This window comes from Plantactinospora sp. BB1 (assembly GCF_003030385.1).
Taxonomy (GTDB): Bacteria; Actinomycetota; Actinomycetes; order Mycobacteriales; family Micromonosporaceae; genus Plantactinospora.
In genome coordinates, this window is the sequence record NZ_CP028159.1 from 6,322,404 (window position 1) to 6,346,324 (window position 23,921).

Below are 23,921 nucleotides of genomic sequence, written 5' to 3' on the forward strand. Positions count from 1 at the left end.
GACGACCACGCCACGGGCCGGGGACGATCAGACGCCGGGGACCTTCGCCTCCTCGGCGACGGCCGCGGCGCCCGCGAAGTAGGGCTCCGGCGCGCCGAACAGGCCGAGGAGCCCGGTGACCCAGAGCTGCCGGTGGACGAACCGGCTCGGTTCGGTGACCACGAGCTTGACGCCGCTGACCTCCGCGGTCTGGAAGCCGGCGACCATGGCGCTGATGCCGACGGAGTCGATGAAGCTGACCAGTCGCATGTTGAGCTCGATCCTGGACGGTCGCCCCTTGGTCAGAACCCCGGCGATCGCCTCACGAACCTCGTACGCCGTATCGACGTCGATTTCTCCCCGAGGGGCGATCTCCACAACTCCGCCAGGCAGGACCGACTTGACGATCGACAGGCTCACGCGAGCACCTCCACTCGCCCATGTCCGGGCGCCTAATCAGTACGCGGGCCGCGACCGAGAGTATTCCTCTCACGGCCCCGATCGCCACCCTTCCGGACGGGCAATCTATTCAACGAGCCGACAAACCACGCTGGTAACGGGGCAAACTACGCTAAATTTTCCTGCACCGTCCGCTTCCGCACCTCCACCGTCACGTCCTCAGCGTAGCCGTCCCGCAGGTCGGGGCGGGCCACCGGTGCCCTGTGTCGTACCTCGCCCGACCGCAGCCGTGCCGGTACCCGAATCCCTGTCGCCTATGCGACAGCCGGGCACGACCGGGGCCGCTGGTGCCGGTGCGACCGGTGTCGCCGAACGCGGCGGGCGGTACCACCGAGCACCTAGCATGGGCGCATCGGCCGTCGTCGGACGGCGATCCGGGCTCGGGAAGGGACACCTGATGCTGAGGAAACTGATCGGACTCGCCGGGGTCGGCGCGCTGCTGGCTCTGGTACTCGCCTGCGGATTCGGCGGTGGAGGCGATGACGACGACGGTGACGACGACGATTTCGCCCGACGTGCGCCGGTCGTCCTGGTCGACTGAGAACCTGGCGATCGCGGGTTTGCCAGGAAAGACACCTGGGCACCTCCCGAGTAGCAACCCGCAACCGCGCCGAACAACGCCTCTGTCCGAAGTGGCCGCTGCGTTCGGCAACCGAGGAGGTAGCACGATGCTCGGAACGAACCTGCTGAAACATCAGAGCAAGCCCGAGCGGATCGCCGACCAGGCGTGGGAATACCTGACCAGCGCGGTCAACTCGGCCGGCGACTCGGTGAAGTACACCGCCCGCTCGGCGCGGCGGACCGGCTCCCACCTCACCAGCAACGCCGGTGACCGGGTCGGTGCCGTGACCGACGAGGCCCGGGTGCGGGCCGGTCGGGCCTACGACGCCCTCGCCGGCCGCCGCCCGGGACTGCCCTGGGGATGGCTGATCGGGGCCGGCCTGGTCGGCGCCGCCGTGGCCTGGGCCGCCTCCACCGCTTCCCGGGCCGCGCTGGCCCGGGCCGAGCGGGAGCTGCCCGCCCACGACGTGGAGTTCGTGGACGTCGACCGGGCCAACCCGGTCGACCGAACCAGCTCACCGGTCCGGGTCGACACCGCCTGATCCCCGGGTACCCGCCCGGCCGGTCGGGCGGGTACCCGGACTCCGGGGCCCGGCGCGGGAACGCGCCGGGCCCCGTCGGGCGCTCATGATCCTGCTCAGCTCCGCGCGCAGCTCAGCGGAGCCGGTACGGCGTTCGCACCGGTCCAACTGCCGAGGAAGCCGAACGTCGTGGTGGCGTTCGGCGCCAGGTTGCCGTTGTACGCGACGTTCCGCACCGAAACCGACGAACCGCTCTGGGTGTGCGAACCGCCCCAGACCTGGCTGATCGTCTGCCCGTTCGCGAAGCTCCACCCCACCGTCCAGCCGGTCATCGCCGACGTGCCGGTGTTCTGCACGGTCACCTCGGCCTGGAAGCCGCCCTGCCACGAGCCGGTCACCCGGTAGGCGGCCGTACACGCCCCGCTCGGCGGCGGTGTGCCGGTCGGGGTCGCCGTCGGCGGCCGGGTGGTCGGGGTCGCCGGGGGGCGGGTGGTCGGGGTGGATGTCGGCGGGCGGGTGGTCGGAGTCGCCGTCGGCGGGTTGGAGGGGCCGCCGAGCCGGTCCGCGACCAGAATGCCCCGACCGTTGGTGCCGAGGTAGACCCGGCCGTAGACCCTCGGGTCACCGGTCAGTGCCTCGCCCATGTTGCCGTACTGGTGCTGGTCGTCGTTGATCCGCACCCAGGCACCGCCGGCGTCGTCCGACCGGTACACCCCGCGCACCCCGTCGACGGTGGCGACCGCGAAGACCGCCGGGTACGTCTGCCCGGGCGCCGCCCGGCCGAAGCCGACGTTCACCGCGCTGCTCACGTTCGACAGCTTCGTGAAGCTCGCTCCGGAGTCGGTGGACCGGAAGATCCCGGTCTCGCCGGCCAGCCAGACGTGCCCCTCGGCCCCGGCCACCGCCTTGAACTTCGCCCCGGTGCTCGGCAGCCCGGTCGCGGCGGTGGCGGTGAAGCTCTGCCCGCCGTTGGTGCTGAGGTAGAACCGGCCGGCCGAGTACCCGTAGAACCTGTTCGGGTTCACCCGGTCGGCCTCGACGGTGGCGTTCGCCGGGATGCCGCTGGACTGGCTCCACGAGTTGCCGTACCCGACGGAGTAGACCACCTGTTGCCCGGCGTCGCCGGGCGCCCAGACGAACCGGCTGCCGTCGGCGGCGGCCGCGACCGTGCCGCCGCTGTTGATCCCGCCCGGCTCCTGCGCCTGGAACCAGTTCGCCCCGCCGTCGGTGGAGAAGGCGACGTGGCTGTCGTTCGGCCGGTCGGCGTCGGTGAAGTTGCCGGCCCGGACCATCACGCCGGGGTTCAGCTCCGCGAAGTCCAGGCTGGTGGTGCTGGTGAAGACCGGCTGGGTGAACATCGTCGCCGGCACGGCGTCCAGGCTGGTGTGCCGGAAGCCGCCGATGTCGCCGAGCCCGCTGACCAGCGGGGCGCCCGACGGCGGGCTGACCAGGTCGAGCACGGCGGTCTCCTCCAGGCCCCGGACCATCGGCCGGATGGTGACCGTACCGCCGCTGTCCCAGTTGCGCAGGTTGGTGGTGCCGTAGATGGTGGCGCCGGTGCCGTACATCAGCCGGTTGCCGTCGAACGGGTCGATCTCCACAGACTCGTTCATCCAGCCCAGCTTCGGGGTCTCCTCCGGCGGGGTCGGGTTGGCGCCGAAGGTCAGCCACGGCACCGAGCTGATGTCCATGGTGTAGCGCTTGGTCCGGTTCGGGTACGCCCCGAAGTCCCAGATCCGGGTCCAGGTCGCGCCGCCGTCGGTACTCCGGAAGAAGATCGCGTCCGGCCACCAGGAGATCTGCGTCGCCACCATGATGGTGTTCGGGTTCTGCCGGTCGATGGTCAACCCGCTGTAGCCGTAGTACGCGTCCGCGCTACTGGACGGCACCGGGCTGATCTGCGTCCACGCCCCGGTGGCCCGGTTGAACTTCCAGACGTCGCCCTTGGCCCCGTCGTACGGGCCGCCGGTGTCGCTGGTGGCGATGTAGAGGAAGCCGCCGACCGGGTCGACGACACCCTTGTGCGCCAGGTAACCGGTGGGCTGCCCGGCGATCCGCTCCCAGCTCGTACCGCCGTTGGTGCTCCGGTAGACCGGGTTCTCCTTGTCCGCGACGCCGACGTAGATGGTCTGGGTGGTGTTGCCGGCGGTGCCGGTCGACCTGTCGAAGCTGACCCAGGTGACACCCTGGTTGCCGTTCAGGTAGTTGTTCGGGTCGTTCGGGTCCTGGGCGTAGTTGCCGGCGTTCGGAAAGTTGCCCACCTTCGCCCAGGTGGCGCCGTGGTCGGTGCTGCGCCAGAGCCCGTTGCCGCCCTCGGCGCCGTAGTAGACGATGCTGTTCCGGTTCGGGTCGACGGCGAGCCGCTCCCCCTGCCCCCGGCCCGGCATGTTGCCGCCGACCTTGAACGGCAACTGGTACGCCTGCCAGGTGTTGCCCTTGTCGGTGGAGCGCAGGATCGCGCCGTTGTTCGGGTCCCAGTCGTTGGTGTACATCCCGACCGCCGCGTAGACCCGGTTGGTCTGCACCGGGTCGGTTGCGATGCTGAGCACGCCGTTCCAGCCCCACCGGTCCCAGCCGACCCAGTCCAGCAGCGGGGTCCAGCTCTGGCTGGACTGCTCCCAGCGGTAGGCGCCGCCGATGTCGGTACGGGCATAGATCAGGTTGCGCTCGGTGGGGTTGAAGACGATGCCGGGGACGAAGCCGCCGCCGTCGATCCGGACGTTTTTCCACGAGTACGGCTCGGCCGCCGCGGCCGAGGCCGGTGCCGAGGCGGGGCTGACGGCGACCTGGGCCACCACTGCCACCGCGCCGGCGGCCAGTACGGCCGCGAGCGCGCTGGCGAGACTTCTACGCATGTACGGCTCCCTGTGTCACAGAGCTTGCGCTGGTTCGGCGTACGCGAGGACTATCCCCGGGGACGGACGAAGCGTCGGCGCGGCGGGCGCTCCGGGTGGTTGCCGGGGACGCTCCGCCACCGGTGCGGTCGCGCCGATCGCGCGCACGGACGGAAGGCTCGAAGCCGGGAGCTGCCCCTGCTCCCGTGGCGTCGTCCTGGCTCCCGGAACGGCGTCGTGCAGACGTTCACACACGGCTCTGCACGCTGTCAATAGTTGGAGGACCAAACTAACCCCGTGCCGGACCGGTTCAGCCGAGCCGGAACACCACCGAGCCGGAGACCTCCTCGCGGGTGATGCCCAGGCCGTCGACCGGCCGGTTCAGCACGTCCTGCCACGGCGTCCCGGCCAGGTACTCCGGCAGCACGACGACGGTACGCACCCCGATCCGCCGCAGGTGGTCGACGCTGAACCGGTCGGGGAAGCCCGCCGTGATGCCGAGGGTCTGCGCCTGCGACTCCGGGGTGAAGGCGGCGAGCCCGTTGACGATCTTCGGGAAGCCGTCGGTGGACCAGAGCATCACGCTGAACTCCAGCGTCCCGCTGCTCGGCAGCACCAGCAGCGGGCCCTCGACCCCGCGCAGCGCGGCCGGCTGCGGGATCACCGGTGCGTGCGGGGTGGTGTTGACCCCCTCCAGGACGATCAGCGCGAGCGGGACCAGTGCGACCAGTCGGACCAGCACCCTGCGGAACCCGGCGCCGCGCCGGCCGGGCGCCGGTCGGTCCGGTTCCTCGGTGCCGGGCGGCGGCTGATAGGCGGCCTTGCGGAGTACGGGTAGCGCTGCTCCGGGCCGCTCCCCCGGCTCCGGCGCGACCTGGTCCACGTCCCGGTCCGGACCAGGCTGCCCGGACTCGGCACCGACGGCCGACGCAGTGCCGTCTGCGCCCGACGGGGTGGCGTCCGGGGTCGACAGGGTGGGGTCCGGGGTCGACGGGGTGACGTCGGCGGCCGGCGGGGTGGCGTCGGCGGGGTCGCCGTCCGGCGACCGGTCGGCGGACGGTTCCGTGCCGAGCTGGGTCAGCGCGGTCAGCGTGCCGGCGGCCAGGATGCCGAGCAGCAGCGTCGTCCAGAGCACCAGCCGGCCGGAGGTCCGGATCGCGTCGAAGCCGGGCGCGTGCAGCACCAGGGTCGCGTACCCGGGATCGCCGTCGCCGCCGAGGGTGGTGCCGCTGGCCAGCCCGACGCTGACCAGCACGCCGAGCGCGAGCATTATCCGGTGCCGCACCCGCCAGGCCGAGAAGAAGAGCCCGGCGAAGGCCAACCCGATCAACGCGACTCCGGGCAGCAGGGTCATCTCCCCGGCGAAGCTGAGACTCTCCCGGGCGACGGCGTGCCGCTCGCCCCAGAGCCAGTTCTCCGGCGGTGCCGTCAGGAAGCCCCGCCACGGCGGCGAGAACATCTCCACGTGCGCCAGCGTCCGCCGGCCGGCCGGATGCCGGGCCACCACCTCCAGGTAGGGCAGCGCCATGAAGATGCTGACCCCGCTGAAGACCGCACCGCCGGCCAGGTCGGCCAGGAGCAGCCGTCGACCGAACCGCGGACGGGACCGGCGCCGCCACCACGACCAGGCGAAACCGGCGCCGGCCGCCAGGCAGACCAGCGCCAGCACGTAGCCGAAGGGCAGCCCGATGCCGAAGCCCAGGGTCATCTGCCAGGCCGCCACCAGCCAGCCGGCGAAGGCCCAGCCGGGACGGCGCCGCTCCGGCCGGTAACCGTGCCGCAGCGACCAGCCGTGCCCACGCGCCAACATCGCAAACGCCAGCGCGATGCCGCCGATGGAGAGCACGTGCAGGTGCCCGGCCTGGGCCAGCTTCCAGGGGGCGTACCCGAAGGCGACCCCGGCCGCCGCCGCGCCGATCCGGCCCGCGCCGAGCTGCCGGACCAGCGCGTACGCCCCGACGAAGGCGAGCGCGTGCACGAGTACGTAGAGGATGTTGTAGCGGACCACGCCGGCCACCGGACCCTCGCCGATCATGCCGGCCGGGGCGTAGCCGAGCAGGGTGTCCGAGTAGGCGTAGGTGTAGGGCTCCGGATAGAAGGTGTTGGAGTGCCACAACTGGGTCGGATCGTGCAGCAGCACGTGCCCGCCCCAGGCGATCTGCCACGCCTGAAGCGTCGGGTCGCCGATGTCCTGCGGGATCGTGCTGGTGATGTCGCGCAGGGTCGGCCAGGTCAGCACCACGGCCAGCAGCAGCCCGCCGAGCACGGCCAGGGTCCACTCGTGGCTGACCAGGCGTACCAGGAAGGGAGCCCGGGACACCCGAGCCGGGCCGGCGGGCGCGGCGCCGGCCTCCGACGGCACCGTCCGGTCGTCCGCGCTCCCCCCGGCCGCCCGCCCGGCGGAGCCGTCCCCGGCCGCCGGGCCGTCGGGCCTCTCCCCCGCCCGGTCGTCGGGTCCGGCCGGCACCGTCTGCCGCTCGATCGTCATCCTGCCCATTCCTTCCGGCCCGGGCCCTGCCCCGCGCACCACACCGGCACTTCCCGGAGCACATCGGCATTGATGATCCCTGATGCCAGCCGGGGCTGTCACGCCCCCGCTCCGGCTCACCCCCGCCGGGTGAGGAACGCTCACCCGACCGCGAGCCAGAGTCGATCGCGGACGTGACCGGAAGGCGCAGCCTACCGGTCGACCCGACCGCCGCACTCGACCGTCGGAGGAGCGAAAATGGCCAGCCGCGCGACGAGCCGCAGTGACGAGGAGATCCAGCGCGACATCCTGGCGGAGTTGGCCTGGGAACCCCGGGTGCAGCCGAACGAGATCGGCGTCGCGGTGCAGGAGGGCGTGGTGACCCTGCGCGGCTGGGTCGACAACTACGCCAAGAAGTGGGCGGCGGAACGGGCCGCGCACCGCGTGCACCGGGTCCGGGCGGTCGCCAACGACCTCGAGGTACGCCTGCCCTCCTCGGCCGAGCGCGACGACCCCGAGATCGCCGCCGCGGTCACCCGGGCGCTGGACTGGGACGCCTTCGTCCCCACCTCGGAGATCGACGTGACCGTCTCCACCGGCTGGGTCGTACTGCGCGGCGAGGTCGAGTGGGAGTACCAGCGACGCGCCGCCGAACAGGCGGTACGCCGGCTCGCCGGAGTTCGCGGCCTCACCAACGGGATCTCGGTGCGGCCGCACGAACGACCGGAGCCGGACGAGATCTTCGGGCGGATCCAGAGCGCACTGGTCCGCAGCGTGGAGACCGACGCGGCGGGGATCGACATCCGGATCGAGGGCGACTCGGTGGTGCTGACCGGCGACGTCCGGTCCTGGCTCGAACGCGAGGAGGCCGAACGGGTCGCCTGGTCGGCGCCGGGCGTGACGCACGTCGACAACCACCTGACGGTACGGCTGTGAGGCGCCGGGCCGGTCAGATCAGGTTGAGTTCGCGGGCCCGGCGTACGGCGTCGCGCCGCCGGGTGGCGTCGAGCTTGCGGTAGATGTTCCGGACGTGCGTCTTGACGGTGTTCACCGAGAGCGACAGCTCGGCCGCGATCTCCACGTTGGACAGGATGCTCTGTAGGTAGCGGAGCACCGTCAGCTCCCGCTCGGTCAGCGGCTCACCCAGCGGCGGCGGCGTCGGCGTCACCGGTCCGGCCGCCCCGTCGGCGGCGTCGAGCAGCTCCCGCACCATCGGCCAGTACGCCGTACCCGAGTCGAGGTGGGCGGCGAGCAGGTCCCGTACCGGTGGATCGGCCCGGGTGAAGACCTGCCGGAAGCCCTCCGGTTCGGCCAGCCGGAGCAGCTCTTCGAGCACCCGGGTGGCGCGACGGTGGTCGCCGGTCAGCCGGGCCGCGCTCGCGTCGAGCACTCCGGCCGCCAGCCGCAGCGGAAGCGGCCCGCCAGCACCGGCCGGCGCCGCCCAGTCCGGCAACGTACGCAGGGCGGCCTGCGGATCCCGCCCCCGCAGGTGCGCCCGGGACAGCGCCACCGCCACCGGCTCGACCGGAGCCACTGCGCGCTCCACCGCCGGGGTCAGCATCTCCCGGGCCAGCTCGACGTCGCCGTGGTCGATCCAGAGATCCGCCTCGGCGGCGAGCAGCCAGTTCGCCAGTGGCTGCGCCTCCGCCCGGTCGCCGAGGCGGCGGCGGCTGCCCGCCAGCACCTGGTGCGCGCCGGTCAGGTCACCCCGGTCACGCAGCAGCCGCGCCTGGATCATGCCGACCAGCCCGTGTACCAGCGGTTCGTCGACGTGCTCGGCGGCCCGGAGGCCGAGCGCCAGGTTGGCGTCCGCGTCGTCCGTCCGGTCCCGGTGCAGCGCGACCAGCGCCTGCGCGAGATAGGCGTGTACGCCGTCGGCCGGCCGGACCAGCCCGTCGAAGGGCGCCGTGCCGAGGGCCGCGCGGGCGGCCTCGTCGGCGCCGGTCAGCTCGCCCCGGACTGCCCGGGCCAGCGCCAACCGGCCCAGGCAGAGCCGACGGGCCCGGGTCAGTCCCGCCCGGGTCGCCTCGGCCAGCCCGTCGGCGATCTCCGGCTCGGCGGCGGTCAGCTCGCCGGCCCCGAACCGGGTCATCCCCGGCACCATCCTGGCCACCGCCCCGGCCCGCAATTCCAGATCGTCCCGCTCGGAACCCCCCGGTCCGGCCGGATCGAGGTCGGGGTTGGGGTTGGGGTCGAGCGGATCCGGGCGGAGGAGGTCGGCGACACCGGCCCGCACCGCCGGTTCGTCTCCGCGCAGGTGCGCGGCGGCGAGCCGCAGCGCCGCCGCGATCCGCCGGAACCGGTGCCGGCGGGCGGCGTCGAGCAGGTCGGTGTGCGCGGCGGCCATCCCGAGGTAGTCGGTCGCGGCGGCCGGCTCGCCCCCGTCCAGCCGGTCGGCGGCGCAGGCCAGCCCGAGTTCGGGATCGGTACGGACCACCTCCGGCGAGGGTGCCGGCGGCGCCGGCCGGGTCGGCGCGTACTGGCCGTAGGGGACGAGGTCGGGCCAGTGCCGCAGCAGCACGCCGATCGCGTACGGCCAGTCGTGGGCGGCCAGCGCGTGCCGGAGCGCCTCGGCCGGCAGGTCGTTGGCGGTGAACCAGGTGGCGGCCCGACGGTGCAGCTCGGCCACCTGCTCGGCGGGGCGGCGGGCCAACTCGGACCGGAGCAGTTCGCCGAGCATCGGATGGCACCGGTATCCCGCCGGCCGGCCGCCGAGCGGAACCACGAACCCGCCGAGACGGTCCAGTTCGGACAGTACCCGGGCCGCGTCGGTCCGGCCGGTCAGCGTGTCGAGCAGTTCCACGGAGAAACCGGCGACCAGTGACGCCCGGCAGAGCGCCTCCCGGGCGGCACCGGAGAGCCCGGCGATCAACTCCTCGCTCAGATAGGCGGCGACGTCCGGATGCTCCCCGGTGAACTCGTCGACGAACCGGGCCGGGTCGGGGTGGCCCGGCAGGGCGAGCGCGGCGAACCGCAGGCCGGCGGGCCAGCCCTCGGTGCGGCTGACCAGCCTGCGGGTCTGCTCCGGCGGCAACGGCTCCCCGTACGCGGAGAAGAGGTCGGCGACCTCGTCGGGACGGAACGCCAGGTCGGTGGCGCGGATCTCGGTCAGCTCCCCGCTGAGCCGCCAGCGGTGCAGGCCGAGCCCCGGGTCGGTACGGCAGCCGATCACCAGTCGCAGCCGTCCCGCCGTGTGCCGGAGCAGGAACTCCAACCCGCTGGAGACCTCGGGGTCGTCCACGTGGTGCAGATCGTCCAGGATCAGGGTCGCCGGTCCGGTACGCCGGGCCAACTGGTCGGCGAGGGATTCCAGCCCGTACGCCGGGTCCGGTTCCGCCCCGCCATCCGGTTCCGGCCCGTCGACGGCCGGGCGCAGCGCGGCGTACAGGTATGACCAGAGTCGTGCCCCGCCGTCACCCGGCTCCAGCGAGAGCCAGCCCACCGGGCCCCGGTCCGGGCTCTTCCCGGCCCGGCCGTCGGTCGCGTTGCGGGCCCGGCACCAGGAACTGAGCAGCACCGTCTTGCCCCAGCCGGCCGAGGCCGAGACCACGGTCAACGGCCCGGCCGTGCCGAGGTCGAGCAGTTCGAAGAGCCGGGGCCGGGGCAGCAGCACCGCGCCGGAGCGGGGCGCGGCGGCCAGTTTGGCGGTGAGCAGCGGCGGCACCGGACGCCCGGCCCCGCCGTCCTGGCCGGCGGATGCCGCTCCGGTGCCGGGCACGACGGTTCCGACCAGTTCCTCGATCCGTTCCTCGACCCTGGCCTCGACCCGAGCCTCGATCCGTTCCGACAATGCCCACCACCTCTTCCGACCCGCCGGTACGACGGTCCGAGGCGGTTACCCGGCCCGTCGCGGTTCACCCCTTGCGGACGAGCCTGGTTCACCCGGCGCCGCCGGACGATGGCGACCCGGGCGCCCCTGGCGCGGTGACCTCGCGCCCCTGGCGCGGTGACCCGGGGCCCCGGACCGAAGCGCGCATTCGAGACCACGGGACGCGGACCCGTGAACCCCCGGACAGGCGGCACAGGACAGCCGAGACAGCACAGCCGAGACGGGGCCGCGACAGCACAGCCGAGACAGGACAGACGGCGCCGGGCCGACCGGCCCGGGACGTGAGCGCGGCGGAGGAGGCGATGGGGGTACCCGACTGCCGCGTCGACGCCGCCGGTTCGCGGTCGTACGCGGTGACGATCGACCGGCCGCCGAACTGGCACCGGACGGGCAGCTTCCCGAGCCGTTGGCCGGGCTCGGTCCCGGTGTGACGGTGACGGTACGCCCGGCGCCCGGCGGTCGCGGCACCGAACTCGTCGCCGTGCTCTGCGAGGACGAGCCGCCCCCGCTCGCCAGACTGTCGGCCTGGCTGACCGGCGAGGACCGCCGGGAGGCGGTACGCACCGCGCTGCGCCAGGCGAAGCAGTTGGCCGAGACCGGCGAGGTACTGCGGTGACGGGCGCCCTGCCGGCCGCCCGGTCCGGGCCGGGTGCCGCCGCCTCGCCGGCCGGCCGGGGTGCCGCCGTCCCCGGCCGGCCGACTCGCCGGCGTTCCTGCCGGTCGTGCCGGTCGTCAGCCGATCCCGGCCGCCGCAGCCGTTCCCGACTGCCTCAGCCGCTACCGACTGCCTGAACTGGTCCTAACTACTCTCGCGGTTCTTCTCCGGTGGTCAGCCTCTCCCCGGCCGCCCCCGCTGTGCCCACTCCGCTGGGGAGGGCTCAGTAGACGAAGACGCTCTTCGCCGGGAAGGTGAAGGCGGGGTTGCTGCCGCTGAGCAGCATCGGCCGACCGGTGCAGTCGTCGTTGACGTAGAGCAGCGCCGCCCGGCTGTTCGTGTTGATCCACGAGTGGGCCCGCTCGCCCCAGCCGTGCTCGACCAGGTCGACACAGGCTCCGACGGCCGGGTCGAGCGCGGAGACGGTGAACCGGGCCCCGGTGTACGACGTCCCCTCGAACAGGCACAGCGCACTGGAGAACTCGCAGGTCCCACTACTCGTCGTCGCCCGATCGGCATCGGCCGGGGCCGCAGTGGCCGTCGCCGGCCCGGCGTACGCGCCGAGGATAATTGCCGCGGTGGCCAGCGACAACAACACCCGGAAGCCGTTCCGCCTATTGGTGCGCAATTTTCGCATGATGTTTCCCCCTTTTTCTGACCGATTCCAGAAACGATGGCAAAAGGCAGGGAGGAGTCCCGTCCGGTAAACCGGGTGCGAGTGCGTCGGGGTACGGGCCGACGTCGACGGAAGGCCGGGCGACACGATGGCCGGGTGTAACGCCGCAACACCCGGAGCGGTCGTGGGCCCGCAGCCCACCGCTGACGTATCCACAGGCGACGACGGCTCGCCCGGCGCTGGTGGCGCCCGGGCGGGAAGCGGTCGCCGGATCGCCCGGAGCCGGTCCGTGACCGGCGGGCGGCGGCGCGGGCGTACCGGCGGTGGCCGTGGCCCGCGTGGTGTCAGCGAGTCATCGATCGGGTTCTTGCCCGGCACGCCATTGTGCGGCATCGAACAACGGAATTCTCACACTCACGCGACGCCCCCGTACGCGGTCCTCGGTGGAGAAAGCAGGAATCGCCCTGGCCAAGCCATCAGACAACGTCGATACCCTAACACGCTGCCATGGCGCTCACAACAACCCGTAACCCGATTCGACACCGTTTATCGCAACTGTTCGATAACCACCCAGGACCGGGCGCAGGACTATGGCCGTACAGTTTCCGGCCCGTTACGTCTTTTCTCGTACCCCGCTCCGGCCCACCGTCGTCGGCTCCGCCCCGGCGGCACGACGCGGGCCCGGCGAACCGGTCGCCGGGCCCGGGTGGGGGTCTTCGGAAGCGGGTCGGTCAGGAGGGCAGCCCGCCGACCTGGGTGTTGATCCAGGACCGGATGGAGGGCAGGTCGCCGTAGATGGACGGCCCGGTGGCACAGGTCGAGTTGTTGTTACCGGCCCGGCTGGTCGCGCCGATCAGGTTCCACCGGCCGCCGACGCTGCGCACCTGCGGGCCGCCGGAGTCGCCGTAGCAGGCCCCCGCGTTGCCGTTGGTGTTGTTGGTGCAGATCTCGTACGTCCCGTTGATGCCGGAGCACCGGCTGTCGGCCACGATCGAGGTGTCCAGCTCGTTGGCGATGGTCGGCGCCGAGCCGCAGCCCCGGGTCGGGCAGGTCTGCCCCCAGCCGATGATCCGGGTCGCCGTACCGACCGCGCCGGAGGTGCTCGGGATGACGGCGGGGGCGTGGCTCACCGAAGTGCCGAGCTGAAAGAGCTTCACGTCGATGGAGGGGTGGTTCACCGCGCGTACCACGCTGACCACGGTGCCGCCGCTGCTGCGGTTCACGCTGCCCACCCGCACCGAACTCGGCGTCGGGCAGTGCTTGGCGGTGACCACCCAGTTGGCCTTGATCAGCGAGGCCGAGCAGCCCGAGGTGTAGACCAGGAACGAATAGTTCTCCGACGCCGGCCGGCCGTTCACCACCAGCGTGCCGACACCGCCGTCGCCGTCGGTGGCCTCCGGTGCGGGCGCGTCGGACGCCGCCGGCACGTTCGCGTACGCGGTCGAGGGCGCCGCCGAGGCGACGGCCGGCAGGGACAGGCCGGCGGCGACCAGCGCGGCCACCAGGCACGTGCGGCGGATGAGCACGCGCGCCGGGTGTGGTCGGGACATGGGCAGACCTCCAGGGGTGTCGGAGTCGCGGTCAGCCAGCACACTAGCGCCGAATAGATGTTTGTAGATACATATCCCTTCTCCCCTACCACCGCGCGATGCGCCGGACGGCAGGGGTGCGGCGGGTTGACCCTCGACCTGGTCGAGGGGGCAGAATGCCTGCTCATGAACGGGAGCGGCCGACTTCTCGGCATCGGCGAGATGGCCCGGGCCAGCGGCCTGAGCATCAGCGCGCTGCGCTTCTACGACGGTGCCGGCGTGCTGCCACCCGCGTCGGTCGACCCCGGCACCGGTTACCGCCGGTACGCCGAACGGCAGTTGCCCGCCGCCCGCCTGCTCGCCGGCCTGCGCCGGATCGGGATGCCGCTGGCCGAGATCACCCGGGTACTGGAACTGCGCGGCTCCGACCCGGCCGCCGTCTCCCGGCTGCTCGACGCGCACCTGCACCGGCTGGAGGAGGGGCTCGCCGACGCCCGCCGGGAGGCGGCCCGGCTCCGGGTACTCTGCACCGCCGCCGAGCCGGAGGTCCGGCTGACCGTACCCGGCGGGAAGCTCGCGGCGGCGGTCGACGCCGTCCGGTTCGCGGTCGGCGCCGACCCCGGGCTGCCGATGCTCGGCGGCGTGCACTTCGAACTCGACCGGGACGTGCTGCGGCTGGTCGCCACCGACCGGTACCGGATGGCCGTCTCCGAGGTCGTCGCCGACACCGGCCCGGACGACGCCGCCGAGGTCGTCGCCGACACCGGCCCGGACGACGCTGGCGGGGGCGGGGCGGCGGCGTCCCGGCTCGGGGTCTCCCGGCTGACCGCGCCGGTCGCCTTCGTCGACGCGGCCCGGGCCCTGCTGACCGGTGGCTGGCCGGCGACGCTCACCCTCGGCCCCACCGCCGTCGGCCTGCGGGTCCGGGACCGCCGGGTCACCGGTACCCCGATGGAGCACGAATTCCCGGACTACCGCCGGTTGCTCCGGGCCGCGACCGGCGGGCCGGAACGCCGCCGGGTGACCGTCGACGTGGCCGGACTGCGCGAGCGGCTGACCACCGGCGAGACCCGCACCGTGGTACGCCCCGACGACGGCACCCGCTGCGCGGTCAGCGTGCTGGCGGTCGACGCCGCCGACCGGCTCACCGTCTCCGCCGCCGACGCCCCGCCGGCCGACCCGGTGGTGCGGGTCGGAGTCGACCGGGAGTTCCTGCTCGACGCCCTGGACGCGGCCGAGCCGGGCCAAGGCCAACTGGTCCTCGAACTCGACGGGCCGATCCGTCCGCTGGCGATACGCCGACCCGACGACGACCGCGCCTTCTCCATCCTGATGCCGGTACGGATCTGACCGGCCGGAACCTCAGTCCGGCTCCGGGCCGGGGTGTTCGGGTTCGGCATCCAGTTCGGTGAAGAGGGTCAGTTGCAGGTGCCCGGGCGCGGCCAGTCGGGAGTTGAGCGAGTTCCACGGCGTACGGGTCGGCTCGGCCAGCACCGTCGCACCCGCGTCGGCGAGGGTCGCGGTCACCGCCGGACTGTCGTCGACCTCCAGGGCGACCCGGATGTGCCCGGCGACCCGGCGGCCGACTTCGACCTCGTCGATGTACTCGGCGTGCCCCGGATCGGTGATCTCCAGGGTGGCCCGGCCGGCCTCCAGGATCGTGACCCGACCGTCCGGGGAGGAGAAGGCCGCCCGCTCGGGCAGGCCCAGCACGTCGCGGTAGAACCGGAGCGCCTGGTCGTAGTCCTCGGCGGTGACCACCAGCCGGAGTTGTCGGACCGGGGACGGCTCAGTCATGGCCCTCAGTCTGGCACGGGTCCGGCTGGTCGCCCGGAAGGTGGCATCGCTTCAACCGGAGCAGCCGCTCTCCGCCGCCGGCCGGGGACACGCGGGCCCGCCCGAATGACCCGACGGAAGGAGTCGATCGCATAAGGTAGCTAGATGCCTTTTGTCCGCTTCAACCCGATACCCTCGGGGCGGGCCAGCGCCGCCGAGCAGGCCACAGCCTCGGAGCGGGCCAGAGCCTCGGGGCGGGCACTCCGTCGGACCGGTGCCGCGCTCGCCGTACTCGGCGGGGTGTTCGTGCTGGCGGTGGTGGTGGTCAACGAGGCACCCGGACCACGGCGGACCGCCGAGCAACCACCGGCGGCGGTCGACCGGCTCCCGCCGACGCCGGCCGCCCCGGACGCACCGCCGAGCGCCGAGCCGACGCTGCCCGCCGCGCCACCCCCGGCGAACCTCCCGACCATCGACTACGGCCCGGCACCGCGCGGCTTTCCCCGCGACCCGGCGCCGATGTCGACGGTACGGCTCGGCGAGGGCCTCCGGCCGATCCGCCGGGTCGCCGCGTACGACGCGCCGGGTGGCCGGCCCCGGGCCTTCATCGCGCCCACCATCAGCGGAGTGCCGGTGACCGTGCCGATCGTGACGCGCCGGGCCGGCTGGGCCGCCGTGCTGCTGCCGTCGGCGAACCGGACCATCGCCTGGGTGCCGCCCGGGCCGTGGAGCGCCACGCGACTGCGCGACCTGGTCGTGGTGGTCCGGCGGACCCACCGGCTGCACTGGTACCGGGACGACCGGCTGGTCCGCTCCTGGCCGGTCAGCGTCGGCACCTCGGCCACGCCGACCCCGCTGGGCCGGACGTTCATCCTCGGCCGCTCGACCCTGCCCGGCCGGGTCTACGCCGACACCGCCGTCTTCGCGCTCGGCGCCGTACCCGACGAGCCGAACTCGGTACCGTCCGGGCTGCGCGGCGCGCACATCGGACTGCACGCCTGGTACGACCCCGGCCAGCTCGGCCGGAACAACAGCAACGGCTGCATCCGGATAGCCCGGAAGGCACAGGAACTCCTGCTCGCCGAGTTGTCCCCCGGCACCGAACTGCTGGTGCTGGACCGGTTCTCCGCACCCGAGCGGCTCTCCGGGGCCGGCCCGGTCCCGATGGCGGCCCGCTGACACCTCCGGACGGTCCCGCCCGGGTGACCCCTCCGGCCGCTCGGCCGGCACGCCGCCGCTCGCGTGCTAGGCTCCGCCGTTCTACGGATGGTTACCGAGACACCGGAACGGGGAGCGGGATGACTCGGATGCACCGTGGCGGTGCCGTGCTGGCTGCCGTCGTGGCGCTGGTCGTGCTGACCGGCTGTCAGAGCCTCGGCGGGGGCGGCGAGTCCGGGGCGGCGCCCGCGGAGCCGACGGCGATGCGGGGCGCGACCGACGCGGTCAAACAGGCTCGGACCCTGCGTGCCACCTTCAAGACCAGGCAGAGCGGCGGCACGATCGCCGGCGGGACCATCACCGGCGAGGCCCAGGTGATGGCCGGCAGCGGGATGGCGGTCACCTGGAGCTACCGGACCTCGACCGGCTCCGGCGAGCCCCGGACGATCGACGGTCGACTGGTCGCGGTCGACACGTCGGCGTACCTGACCTCGTCGCAGTGGAAGCTGCCGGAGGGCAAGAAGTGGTTCTCGGTCCCGGCGGGCTGGCGGGCCACCCTGGACCAGCCGATCGCACCCGAGTGGTTCGTACTGGTGATGTCCCGGCTGCTCGACCCGCTGTTCCTGCTCGACCAGGGCCTGCCCGAGGCGACCGGCCTGGAGGCCACCCCGGCACCCGGGGAGCCCGAGGGCACCACCGGTTACACCGTCGACTGGAACTTCTCGCTGGACTCCGCCGGGCCGCAGATGGCGGCCTGGGCGAAGCAGGTCGGCGAGGCCGTCGTGCTGGAGGTCTCGCTCTATCTGGACGGAAGCGGCCGGCCGGTACGGCTGAAGGTCGGCTCCTCCACCCAACTGATGCTCTTCGACACCGAGGTCACCTTCGCGAGCTACGGCACTCCGGCCGAGGTCGCCCCGCCCGCTCCGGCCCAGGTCGAGAAGATCTGAGCCTGTTGCGGTCCCCCGGCCACCCGCCGGGCGCTCTCGGGGCGCCGGACCGGGCTACAGGTCCCGGCGCATGCAGGTCCGGGGCCAGCGGTCCAGGCCGTGTGTTGCCTCGCGGGCCCGGATCGCGACCAGCCCCGGGGTCAGCTCCGGCTCGTCGAGGACCACGAAGCCACAGCGCGCGTAGTACGGGGCGTTCCACGGTACGTCGGTGAAGGTGGTCAGGGTCAACGCCGGTACCCCGGCCGCCCGGGCGTGTGCCGCGAGGTGTTCGAGCAGTTGCCGGCCCACGCCCCGGCGGGCGGCCCGGGGATGCACCGAGACCTGTTCGACGTGCAGGTTGCCGTCGACCGGCTCGGCGACCAGGTAGCCGACCGGTACGTCGTCGGCGTCGACCGCGACCCAGGCCAGGCAGGCACGCTGGTGCCGGGCCAGTTCCTCGACGGAGGGTGGTTCGTCGTCGGCGACCTCGGGCATCCCCACGTCCCGGAAGGACCGCCCGGCGGCCCGTTCGATGTCCCGCAGTCCGGGGAGGTCCTGCCGGCGGGCCGGTCGGATCCGCATCGGGTCATCCTCCCGGCCCGGCCGGCAGGCGGCCAGCGATATTCCGCCGTCCACCCCCGCATCCTGACCCCAACGCGCTCAGTCGTCGCAGCCGTAGCCGTCGCCGTCGCGATCAAGGTCGTAGATGTCGTCGCCGATCACCCGTACCGGGCCGCTGACGTACTTCGGACCGTTGCCGCCGCCACCGGCGCAGTCCACGTCACTGGCGATCGGTACGCAACCGCTGTAGTTCGGATCGCACCTGCGGGTCTCCTTGGTGCCGACCGCGACGACCTGGGTCACCGGTTTCCTGGTGACCACCTCTTTGACCAGCTTCCTGGCCGTCTGCACCCCGTTGACGTAGGTGACCTCGTAGGTGAGGGTCTTCGCGCCCTTCACCCCGGCGGTCCGCACCTCGCGCTTCCCCTTGGCCAGCGACGAGTCCTGCACGGTCCGCTGACCGAACGGGATGCTGCGGGTCTCGGTGACCCTGCGTCGCTCGGTCGTCGGGCCCGCCGAGGTCGGCGCGGGACTCGGGATCTCCGACGCCTCGGTCACCGGGGAACTCGGCGACCCCGACGAGGCGGCCGGAGCGGGCGCATCCGCCGCCGAGGAGGTGTTCGCCGAACCGGTGTCGGGATCGGCGGCGTTCCCGATCGCGGCCAGCCCACCGCAGCAGAGCAGGAGCGAGAGCACCGGGCCACCGACGAAGAGCGCGGCCTTCTGCCCCGGACCGAGTCGGCCGAGCCGGCCGGGTCGGGGACGGGCCGGGTACGCCGCGCCGGGCGGCTGGTACACCGGCTGCTGCGGGGTGTGCGGGTAGGCGCCGGGCTCGTGCGGTTGATAGGTCACGGGAGCAGTCTTGGCGCAGAGCTAGATCATCCATAGTGGTCGACCGGCGACACTTCGTGACGCCGACCGGCCTCCGCCGACCCACCGATGGCTGCGGCGGGTGGCCGGGAGGCTCCGTTCGCCGCCGTACGTAGGAGCACCCGGGTACCCCCGGGACTACATCCGAGCCCTCCTACCGGGTCACCGGGTCCGGCCGGACGATCCGGCGCGGACCGACCGCCGCCGTGTCGAGCCGCCACCCACCGGGTCCAGCGGCGATCCAGTCGGCGTCCAGTCCCGGCTGCGAGTCTCGGCGCAGCCGATGGATCGGCATCTACGTCTACCGCTGCGGTGGGGGTCGGGCGCTGTGCGCGAAGAGTCGGGCACGTTCGGCGCGTTGCTCCGCGGATACCGGACGCGGGCCGGGATGACCCAGGTTGCCCTGGCGACCCGGGCCGGAGTGGGCGTACGGACCGTACGCGACCTGGAGCACGACCGGGTACGGCAGCCGCAGCGCCGGGTACTGACCCGGCTCGCCGCCGCCCTCGACCTCTCCGCCGCCGAGCAGGCCCGGCTCGGCTCCACCACCACCGCCGGCCGGCCCGGCGAGCGGGACCGGTCGCTCCGGATCGACGTGCTGGGTCCGCTGCGGATCCGCCACGGCGACCGGCCGGTCGACGTGGGGCCGCCGAAGCACCAGCTCCTGCTCGGTCTGCTCGCCGTCCAACCGGACCAGCCGGTGCCGGTCTGCGACATCGTCGACGTGCTGTGGGACCGGCCGCCGCGTAGCTGTCGCGGCCTGGTCCAGACCTATCTGACCAGGGTGCGTCGGCTGGTCCGCGCCGGGTACGCCGGTTCGGCCACCGCCCCGGTCATCGTCCGCGACCGTCACGGGTACCGACTCGCGTTGCCGGCCGACCGGGTCGACGCGGGACGCTTCCGCTGCCTGACCGAGCGGGCCGCCCGGGCGCACCGCCGGGGGCAACTGGACCGGGCGGTCGAACTCTTCTCCGCCGGGCTGGCCTGCTGGCGCGGGCCGCTGCTGGCCGGTGCCGGGACCGGGCTGCTCCGGCATCCCGCCGCGACGGCCCTGTCCCGGCACCGGTTGGACTGCGTACTGACCCTGGCCGACCTCGCCTTCGCGACCAGCGCCGCCGGTCGGGCGACGACGCCGCTGGCCCAGGTGGCCGAGGTGGAGCAGTTGCACGAGGGGCTGCACGCCCGGCTGATGCTGGCGTTGGCCGGTACCGGGCAGCAGGCGAGCGCGCTGCGGCTCTTCGGCCGGTTGCGGGCACACCTCGCCGACGAACTCGGGGTACTGCCCGGCGCGGAACTCCGGGCCGCACACCTGCGGGTACTGCGCCAGCAGGTACCCGGCACCGACGGCCGCCCGGCGTGACGGTCAGGAGTTGGAGATGATGTACGCGTTGGGCGAGGAGCTGCCCCAGTTGACGACGCAGGCACTCACGTGCACGGGTCCGTAGACGATCCGCCAACCGCCGGGGATGGGCGAGAACTGGCACACCGTCAGGGACGAGCCGGCGGGCATCCCCTCCGCCTGCTGCACGAAGAGATAGCTGGCCCGGGTGTTCGGGTCGCAGATTCCGCCGTACGCCAGTACGACCCAGCCGGCCGGCACGCTGCCGCAGGACCAGCGCTGGTCACCGGGGGCCGCCAGGGCCGGCGCCGGTGGTGCGACCAGTGCGACTCCGATGACTGCCGCGGTGAGCACGGCGAGAATCCGACGCATCTTCCTGCTCCCATCGCCCGGGGGTGTGCGGTACCCCCGCAACGCTATGGCGCGGTGCCGGGCGTACCTGCGGTAGCGGGGCGTGCGCCGGGCCGGCTCCGGGCCAGCCCGCCTGGGCTGGGCGGACCCGGGCCGGAGCGCGGCACGGACCGGCAGAACCGGCAGAACCGGCCACGCCGGGCGGAAGTGCCGCCGGCCGGATGAGCACGGGTCAGTCGGTCCGGTCCGCCGCGTGGCGCCGGTAGTGCCGGTGGACGCGGGCGCGGTTGCCGCAGGACGCCTTGCACCACTCCTGACGCGGGTGCTCCCGGACGAAGTAGCGCACGCAGCGGGGCGCCGGGCAGGCGGCCAGCCGGTCCCGGGCCGGGCTGGTCAGGAACTCGATCGTGGCCCGGGCCAGCCCCGCGACCAGGCGTACCCGGGCATCGGCCGGTTCCCCGGACCAGGCGAGGGTGGGCTCCGCCTGGTCGGGCCAGCTCAGTACCGGCCGGACCGGCCATCGCCCGGCGGCCCGGTTGAGCTGGTCGACGGCGTCCTGCGCCGGGAGCAGCGCGGCGGAGTCGGCCCGGCTCGGTGGCCCCGGGTGGACCGCCCGGGCGAAGAGGGTACGCGCGGCGCGGCGCACCCCGACCACGTCGAGCCGGAGCCGCTCGTCGGCCAGTTCCCCGGCCGGGTCGAGACTGCCGGCGTACTCGCGCAGTGGCTCGGCCTGCTCCCCGAGCCAGCCGGTCAGCCCGGCGACGTCGGCGAGGTCGTCCGCGACGCCGCCGTTGCCGTCGTGCCGGATCGTGCCGGCGAGGGCGAGCGCGAGCTGCTGGGACATCCTGCCTCTCCTCTGCTGACGGGTCTCCGCTGCTGGCGGCTTGTCCGGGCGACCGGGCCCAGGGTAGCGTCCCTAATGGTTGAAGCGCGAGTAACCATTAGGGGGAACCGAGTGCTCGTCATCGCCCACCTCAGCGACACCCACCTGGACAGCGATCCCCGGTCGGCGGACCGGACCGCCCGGGTGATGGACTACCTGCACGCCCTGCCGCGACCGGTCGACGCGATCCTGGTCACCGGGGACATCGCCGACCACGGCGAGGTGGCCGAATACGAGATCGCGGCCAAGCTCCTCGCCTCGCCACTGCCGGTGCTGGTCTGCCCGGGCAACCACGACGCGCGGGACGCGTACCGGAAGGGTCTGCTCGGCGACCCACGCGGCGGAACCGGCCCGATCAACCGCCGGCACGACGTGGCCGGCGCGGTCTTCCTGCTCGCCGACTCGTCGGTGCCCGGCCGCGACGACGGGCACCTCGACGCGGAGACCATGGGCTGGCTCGCCGACCAACTCGGCTCGACGCCGGCCGGGGCGCCGGTCTTCGTCGCCTTCCACCACCCGCCGGTCGCGCTGCACCATCCGGTCGCCGACCCGATCCGGCTGCTCCCGGCCGAGCCGCTGGCCGAACTCCTCGCCGGCCACCCGCAGGTCGTCGCGGTGCTGACCGGGCACTTCCACACCGCTGCCGCGAGCACCTTCGCCGGCCGGCCGCTCCGGATCGCCCCCGGCGTCGCCTCCACACTCCGGCTGCCCTGGGAGAGCGACGGGCCGCTGCTCGACCTGACCCAGCCACCCGGGGTGGCGTTCCACGTCTACGACGACGCGGGCCTGCTGACCACGCACTACCGGGTCGTCGGCTGAGCATGCGGGGCATCGCCGTACTCGGCTTCCTGGCCGCCGTCGCGCCGATCACCGCGACCCCGGGCACCAGTCTGGCCCTGGTCGTCTCGCGGGTCGCCGCCGGTGGGCGCCGGCAGGGCTGGTGGGTGATCCTGGGTACGCTCAGCGGCCTCTACGTGCACGCCCTGCTCGCCGCCGTCGGGCTGGCCGCGCTGGTACTCCGCTCCTCGCAGGCATTCCTGCTGGTCAAACTGCTCGGTGCCGGCTATCTCGTCGGCCTCGGACTGTGGTTGATCTGGTCGGCGAGCCGCCGCCGACCGAGCACGGTGGACGAGCCGGCCGCGCCCCCGCCCAGGCGGCTGCCGTGGCGCGGGCACCACCCGTACCTTCAGGGATTTCTCGGCAACGTACTCAACCCGAAGGCGGCGGCCGTCTATCTGACCCTCGCACCGCAGTTCCTCGACGTGCGGGGACCGGTGCTGGTCCCGATGCTGGTGCTCGGCACCGCGCACGCGCTCCTCGCCGGCTGCTGGCTCGCCGGCTGGACCGCGATCTCGGGCGCGGCCGCCCGGCTGCTGCGCACCGTACGGGTCCGCCGGGCACTCGACCGGGCGACCGGCGCGATCCTGGTCGGCCTCGGCGTCCGTACGGCGGTCAGCTGAGCGTTCCGGTACCCGGCCGAAAGCTCCGGCTTGCGGACGAACCGGCCCGCCAGCCGCAAGCTTCGGTCAAGAAACAGTGATCAACGGCACTGCTCCGTCCTCCCGGCCGCACAATCTAAGAACGTTCGGCCTAAGTGGACGGGGACGGGGCCATGACTCTTGATCCGAGCAACCTGACCTGGGGAATCAGCGCGTCGACCTTCCTGGCGGGCTACCTCCTGCTGGCGGTGGTGGTCGTCGGGTACGCCACCTCCCGGCGTCGGCAGATCCTCGCCGGGCCGGAGAGCGTACGCACCTCGACGCTGACCGCCGACCAGGTCGGCTACCTCAACGGCGGCGAGCGGCTGGCCGTCTACACGGCCCTGGCCGGGTTGCGCAACGCCGGTGCGATCGCGATCGGTCCCGCCCCGGACCGGTACCTGGTGGTCGCCGGGGACCGGCCGGTCGGGGCGAGCGGTCTGGCGGCGGCGGTCCACCGCTTCGCCGGGCAGCGCCGCCGACCACGGGAGCTGACCTGGGACTCGGGCGTGGCGATGGAGCTGTCCCGGCTGCGTACCGGGCTGGAGCAGGCCGGGCTGATGCCCGGGGCCGAGACCCGGCGGGCACTTCGCGGCTCGACCTGGCTCCTCGGCGGGGTGCTGCTGCTCGGCGTACTCCGGTTGCTCGCCGAGGTCTCGACCGGCGAGCCCTGGCTGCCGCTGGTGCTCGTCCTGGTCGGGCTGGGCATCGCCACCGTACTGCTCGGGCGCCGTCCACCGGTGCGGACCCGGGCCGGCGACTGGGCACTGGGCAACCTGCGTACCGCACACGCGCACCTGTCCCCGGCCCAGCAGCCGGCCTGGAGCACCTACGGTCCGACCGGCGCGGCGATGTCGGTCGCGCTCTTCGGCCCGGCGGCGTTCTGGGCGGCGGACCCGGAGTTCGCCGCCGAGGCCGGGATCCAGCAGCGGCTCGGGGTCGCCACGGCCGGCGGGTCGAGCGGCGACTCGGGCGGCAGCGGCGGCTTCGTGTGCAGTGTGGGCGGGTTCGGCTCCGACAGCGGCGGCTGGCACGGTGGCGGGAGCGACAGTGCCGGAAGTGGTTGCGGGGGCGGCGGCGGTTGCGGCGGAGGCGGCGGAGGCGGCGGCGGTAGCTGACCCGGCACGCC

At 73.4% G+C, this 23,921-nt stretch carries 24 protein-coding genes; 12 read left to right on the plus strand and 12 right to left on the minus strand.

Features of this window, described 5'->3' with window-relative positions; genetic code table 11:
- Nucleotides 1–27: 27 nt before the first annotated feature.
- Nucleotides 28–399 (minus strand): STAS domain-containing protein, encoded by a 372-nt coding sequence (locus C6W10_RS27615; protein WP_107261820.1) that lies wholly within the window; start codon nucleotides 397–399, stop codon nucleotides 28–30.
- Between the two features lie 436 nt (nucleotides 400–835).
- Here C6W10_RS27615 and C6W10_RS27620 point away from each other — a divergent pair, with 436 nt between their 5' ends.
- Nucleotides 836–979, plus strand: coding sequence for a hypothetical protein (locus tag C6W10_RS27620; protein ID WP_159079606.1), 144 nt, complete (start codon nucleotides 836–838; stop codon nucleotides 977–979).
- A 127-nt stretch (nucleotides 980–1,106) separates the two neighbouring features.
- On the plus strand, nucleotides 1,107–1,541 hold the full coding sequence (locus C6W10_RS27625; protein WP_107261824.1) for a hypothetical protein: 435 nt from the start codon (nucleotides 1,107–1,109) through the stop codon (nucleotides 1,539–1,541).
- A gap of 95 nt (nucleotides 1,542–1,636) precedes the next feature.
- Here the strand turns inward: C6W10_RS27625 and C6W10_RS27630 are convergent, their stop codons facing one another.
- Nucleotides 1,637–4,375: a cellulose binding domain-containing protein gene (locus tag C6W10_RS27630; RefSeq protein ID WP_107261826.1), complete on the minus strand. Its 2,739-nt coding sequence runs from the start codon at nucleotides 4,373–4,375 to the stop codon at nucleotides 1,637–1,639.
- A 289-nt stretch (nucleotides 4,376–4,664) separates the two neighbouring features.
- Entirely contained in the window at nucleotides 4,665–6,842 is a 2,178-nt protein-coding gene (locus C6W10_RS38100) for a hypothetical protein (protein WP_199853755.1), read from the minus strand.
- A 237-nt stretch (nucleotides 6,843–7,079) separates the two neighbouring features.
- Here C6W10_RS38100 and C6W10_RS27640 point away from each other — a divergent pair, with 237 nt between their 5' ends.
- Entirely contained in the window at nucleotides 7,080–7,757 is a 678-nt protein-coding gene (locus C6W10_RS27640) for a BON domain-containing protein (protein ID WP_107261828.1), read from the plus strand.
- A 13-nt stretch (nucleotides 7,758–7,770) separates the two neighbouring features.
- On the opposite strand, the gene C6W10_RS27645 is transcribed toward C6W10_RS27640, so the two are convergent.
- A complete protein-coding gene (locus tag C6W10_RS27645; RefSeq protein WP_234361454.1) occupies nucleotides 7,771–10,611 on the minus strand; it encodes a LuxR C-terminal-related transcriptional regulator in 2,841 nt (946 codons plus the stop codon).
- A gap of 320 nt (nucleotides 10,612–10,931) precedes the next feature.
- Between C6W10_RS27645 and C6W10_RS38835 the strand changes: the two genes are divergently transcribed.
- Nucleotides 10,932–11,081, plus strand: coding sequence for a hypothetical protein (locus C6W10_RS38835; protein ID WP_234361455.1), 150 nt, complete (start codon nucleotides 10,932–10,934; stop codon nucleotides 11,079–11,081).
- A gap of 2 nt (nucleotides 11,082–11,083) precedes the next feature.
- Nucleotides 11,084–11,266: a hypothetical protein gene (locus C6W10_RS38840; RefSeq protein WP_234361456.1), complete on the plus strand. Its 183-nt coding sequence runs from the start codon at nucleotides 11,084–11,086 to the stop codon at nucleotides 11,264–11,266.
- A 262-nt stretch (nucleotides 11,267–11,528) separates the two neighbouring features.
- On the opposite strand, the gene C6W10_RS37535 is transcribed toward C6W10_RS38840, so the two are convergent.
- Nucleotides 11,529–11,933, minus strand: a complete 405-nt coding sequence (locus C6W10_RS37535; RefSeq protein ID WP_159104770.1) for a peptidase inhibitor family I36 protein — start codon at nucleotides 11,931–11,933, stop codon at nucleotides 11,529–11,531.
- Nucleotides 11,934–12,652: 719 nt separating this feature from the next.
- Nucleotides 12,653–13,471 carry a trypsin-like serine protease gene (locus tag C6W10_RS27660; RefSeq protein WP_107261834.1) on the minus strand — a complete coding sequence of 273 codons (819 nt, stop codon included), beginning with the start codon at nucleotides 13,469–13,471 and terminating at the stop codon, nucleotides 12,653–12,655.
- A 165-nt stretch (nucleotides 13,472–13,636) separates the two neighbouring features.
- On the opposite strand from C6W10_RS27660, the gene C6W10_RS27665 reads away from it, so the two are divergent.
- Entirely contained in the window at nucleotides 13,637–14,800 is a 1,164-nt protein-coding gene (locus C6W10_RS27665; protein ID WP_107261836.1) for a MerR family transcriptional regulator, read from the plus strand.
- A 12-nt stretch (nucleotides 14,801–14,812) separates the two neighbouring features.
- On the opposite strand, the gene C6W10_RS27670 is transcribed toward C6W10_RS27665, so the two are convergent.
- A complete protein-coding gene (locus C6W10_RS27670) occupies nucleotides 14,813–15,247 on the minus strand; it encodes a VOC family protein (protein ID WP_107261838.1) in 435 nt (144 codons plus the stop codon).
- 144 nt (nucleotides 15,248–15,391) lie between these two features.
- On the opposite strand from C6W10_RS27670, the gene C6W10_RS27675 reads away from it, so the two are divergent.
- Both C6W10_RS27675 and C6W10_RS37540 read left to right on the plus strand, forming a co-directional pair.
- Nucleotides 15,392–16,405 carry a L,D-transpeptidase gene (locus C6W10_RS27675; RefSeq protein ID WP_107261839.1) on the plus strand — a complete coding sequence of 338 codons (1,014 nt, stop codon included), beginning with the start codon at nucleotides 15,392–15,394 and terminating at the stop codon, nucleotides 16,403–16,405.
- A gap of 119 nt (nucleotides 16,406–16,524) precedes the next feature.
- A complete protein-coding gene (locus C6W10_RS37540; protein ID WP_159079608.1) occupies nucleotides 16,525–17,331 on the plus strand; it encodes a hypothetical protein in 807 nt (268 codons plus the stop codon).
- Nucleotides 17,332–17,385: 54 nt separating this feature from the next.
- Here the strand turns inward: C6W10_RS37540 and C6W10_RS27685 are convergent, their stop codons facing one another.
- From C6W10_RS27685 to C6W10_RS37545, 3 genes are all read right to left on the minus strand, one after another.
- The gene (locus tag C6W10_RS27685) at nucleotides 17,386–17,892 is read right to left on the minus strand and encodes a GNAT family N-acetyltransferase (protein ID WP_107261841.1); all 507 of its coding nucleotides are present in this window, start codon (nucleotides 17,890–17,892) and stop codon (nucleotides 17,386–17,388) included.
- Between the two features lie 78 nt (nucleotides 17,893–17,970).
- Entirely contained in the window at nucleotides 17,971–18,723 is a 753-nt protein-coding gene (locus tag C6W10_RS27690) for a G5 domain-containing protein (RefSeq protein ID WP_234361457.1), read from the minus strand.
- Nucleotides 18,724–18,895: 172 nt separating this feature from the next.
- Nucleotides 18,896–19,036, minus strand: a complete 141-nt coding sequence (locus tag C6W10_RS37545; RefSeq protein WP_159104771.1) for a hypothetical protein — start codon at nucleotides 19,034–19,036, stop codon at nucleotides 18,896–18,898.
- Here C6W10_RS37545 and C6W10_RS27695 point away from each other — a divergent pair.
- Nucleotides 19,025–20,101 (plus strand): BTAD domain-containing putative transcriptional regulator, encoded by a 1,077-nt coding sequence (locus C6W10_RS27695; protein ID WP_107261843.1) that lies wholly within the window; start codon nucleotides 19,025–19,027, stop codon nucleotides 20,099–20,101. The two genes, C6W10_RS37545 and C6W10_RS27695, sit on opposite strands and share 12 nt — an antisense overlap.
- A gap of 3 nt (nucleotides 20,102–20,104) precedes the next feature.
- On the opposite strand, the gene C6W10_RS27700 is transcribed toward C6W10_RS27695, so the two are convergent.
- Both C6W10_RS27700 and C6W10_RS27705 read right to left on the minus strand, forming a co-directional pair.
- Nucleotides 20,105–20,452 carry a hypothetical protein gene (locus C6W10_RS27700; RefSeq protein WP_159104773.1) on the minus strand — a complete coding sequence of 116 codons (348 nt, stop codon included), beginning with the start codon at nucleotides 20,450–20,452 and terminating at the stop codon, nucleotides 20,105–20,107.
- Nucleotides 20,453–20,663: 211 nt separating this feature from the next.
- Entirely contained in the window at nucleotides 20,664–21,275 is a 612-nt protein-coding gene (locus C6W10_RS27705) for an ABATE domain-containing protein (protein ID WP_107261847.1), read from the minus strand.
- Between the two features lie 111 nt (nucleotides 21,276–21,386).
- Between C6W10_RS27705 and C6W10_RS27710 the strand changes: the two genes are divergently transcribed.
- The 3 genes from C6W10_RS27710 to C6W10_RS27720 all read left to right on the plus strand — a co-directional run bounded on the left by C6W10_RS27710 (nucleotide 21,387) and on the right by C6W10_RS27720 (nucleotide 23,910).
- The gene (locus C6W10_RS27710) at nucleotides 21,387–22,133 is read left to right on the plus strand and encodes a metallophosphoesterase (RefSeq protein ID WP_107261849.1); all 747 of its coding nucleotides are present in this window, start codon (nucleotides 21,387–21,389) and stop codon (nucleotides 22,131–22,133) included.
- Between the two features lie 2 nt (nucleotides 22,134–22,135).
- The gene (locus tag C6W10_RS27715; RefSeq protein ID WP_107261851.1) at nucleotides 22,136–22,774 is read left to right on the plus strand and encodes a LysE family translocator; all 639 of its coding nucleotides are present in this window, start codon (nucleotides 22,136–22,138) and stop codon (nucleotides 22,772–22,774) included.
- 152 nt (nucleotides 22,775–22,926) lie between these two features.
- On the plus strand, nucleotides 22,927–23,910 hold the full coding sequence (locus C6W10_RS27720; protein WP_107261853.1) for a TIGR04222 domain-containing membrane protein: 984 nt from the start codon (nucleotides 22,927–22,929) through the stop codon (nucleotides 23,908–23,910).
- Nucleotides 23,911–23,921: the final 11 nt, after the last annotated feature.

What these genes read in the sequence shown, in the direction of transcription:
- C6W10_RS27620 (WP_159079606.1), top strand. Translation starts at nt 836, where the DNA reads ATGCTGAGGAAACTGATCGGACTCGCCGGGGTCGGCGCGCTGCTGGCT.
- C6W10_RS27625 (WP_107261824.1), top strand. Translation starts at nt 1,107, where the DNA reads ATGCTCGGAACGAACCTGCTGAAACATCAGAGCAAGCCCGAGCGGATC.
- C6W10_RS27630 (WP_107261826.1), bottom strand. Translation starts at nt 4,375, where the DNA reads ATGCGTAGAAGTCTCGCCAGCGCGCTCGCGGCCGTACTGGCCGCCGGC.
- C6W10_RS38100 (WP_199853755.1), bottom strand. Translation starts at nt 6,842, where the DNA reads ATGACGATCGAGCGGCAGACGGTGCCGGCCGGACCCGACGACCGGGCG.
- C6W10_RS27640 (WP_107261828.1), top strand. Translation starts at nt 7,080, where the DNA reads ATGGCCAGCCGCGCGACGAGCCGCAGTGACGAGGAGATCCAGCGCGAC.
- C6W10_RS27660 (WP_107261834.1), bottom strand. Translation starts at nt 13,471, where the DNA reads ATGTCCCGACCACACCCGGCGCGCGTGCTCATCCGCCGCACGTGCCTG.
- C6W10_RS27665 (WP_107261836.1), top strand. Translation starts at nt 13,637, where the DNA reads ATGAACGGGAGCGGCCGACTTCTCGGCATCGGCGAGATGGCCCGGGCC.
- C6W10_RS27670 (WP_107261838.1), bottom strand. Translation starts at nt 15,247, where the DNA reads ATGACTGAGCCGTCCCCGGTCCGACAACTCCGGCTGGTGGTCACCGCC.
- C6W10_RS27675 (WP_107261839.1), top strand. Translation starts at nt 15,392, where the DNA reads ATGCCTTTTGTCCGCTTCAACCCGATACCCTCGGGGCGGGCCAGCGCC.
- C6W10_RS37540 (WP_159079608.1), top strand. Translation starts at nt 16,525, where the DNA reads ATGACTCGGATGCACCGTGGCGGTGCCGTGCTGGCTGCCGTCGTGGCG.
- C6W10_RS27685 (WP_107261841.1), bottom strand. Translation starts at nt 17,892, where the DNA reads ATGCGGATCCGACCGGCCCGCCGGCAGGACCTCCCCGGACTGCGGGAC.
- C6W10_RS27695 (WP_107261843.1), top strand. Translation starts at nt 19,025, where the DNA reads ATGGATCGGCATCTACGTCTACCGCTGCGGTGGGGGTCGGGCGCTGTG.
- C6W10_RS37545 (WP_159104771.1), bottom strand. Translation starts at nt 19,036, where the DNA reads ATGCCGATCCATCGGCTGCGCCGAGACTCGCAGCCGGGACTGGACGCC.
- C6W10_RS27700 (WP_159104773.1), bottom strand. Translation starts at nt 20,452, where the DNA reads ATGCGTCGGATTCTCGCCGTGCTCACCGCGGCAGTCATCGGAGTCGCA.
- C6W10_RS27705 (WP_107261847.1), bottom strand. Translation starts at nt 21,275, where the DNA reads ATGTCCCAGCAGCTCGCGCTCGCCCTCGCCGGCACGATCCGGCACGAC.
- C6W10_RS27715 (WP_107261851.1), top strand. Translation starts at nt 22,136, where the DNA reads ATGCGGGGCATCGCCGTACTCGGCTTCCTGGCCGCCGTCGCGCCGATC.
- C6W10_RS27720 (WP_107261853.1), top strand. Translation starts at nt 22,927, where the DNA reads ATGACTCTTGATCCGAGCAACCTGACCTGGGGAATCAGCGCGTCGACC.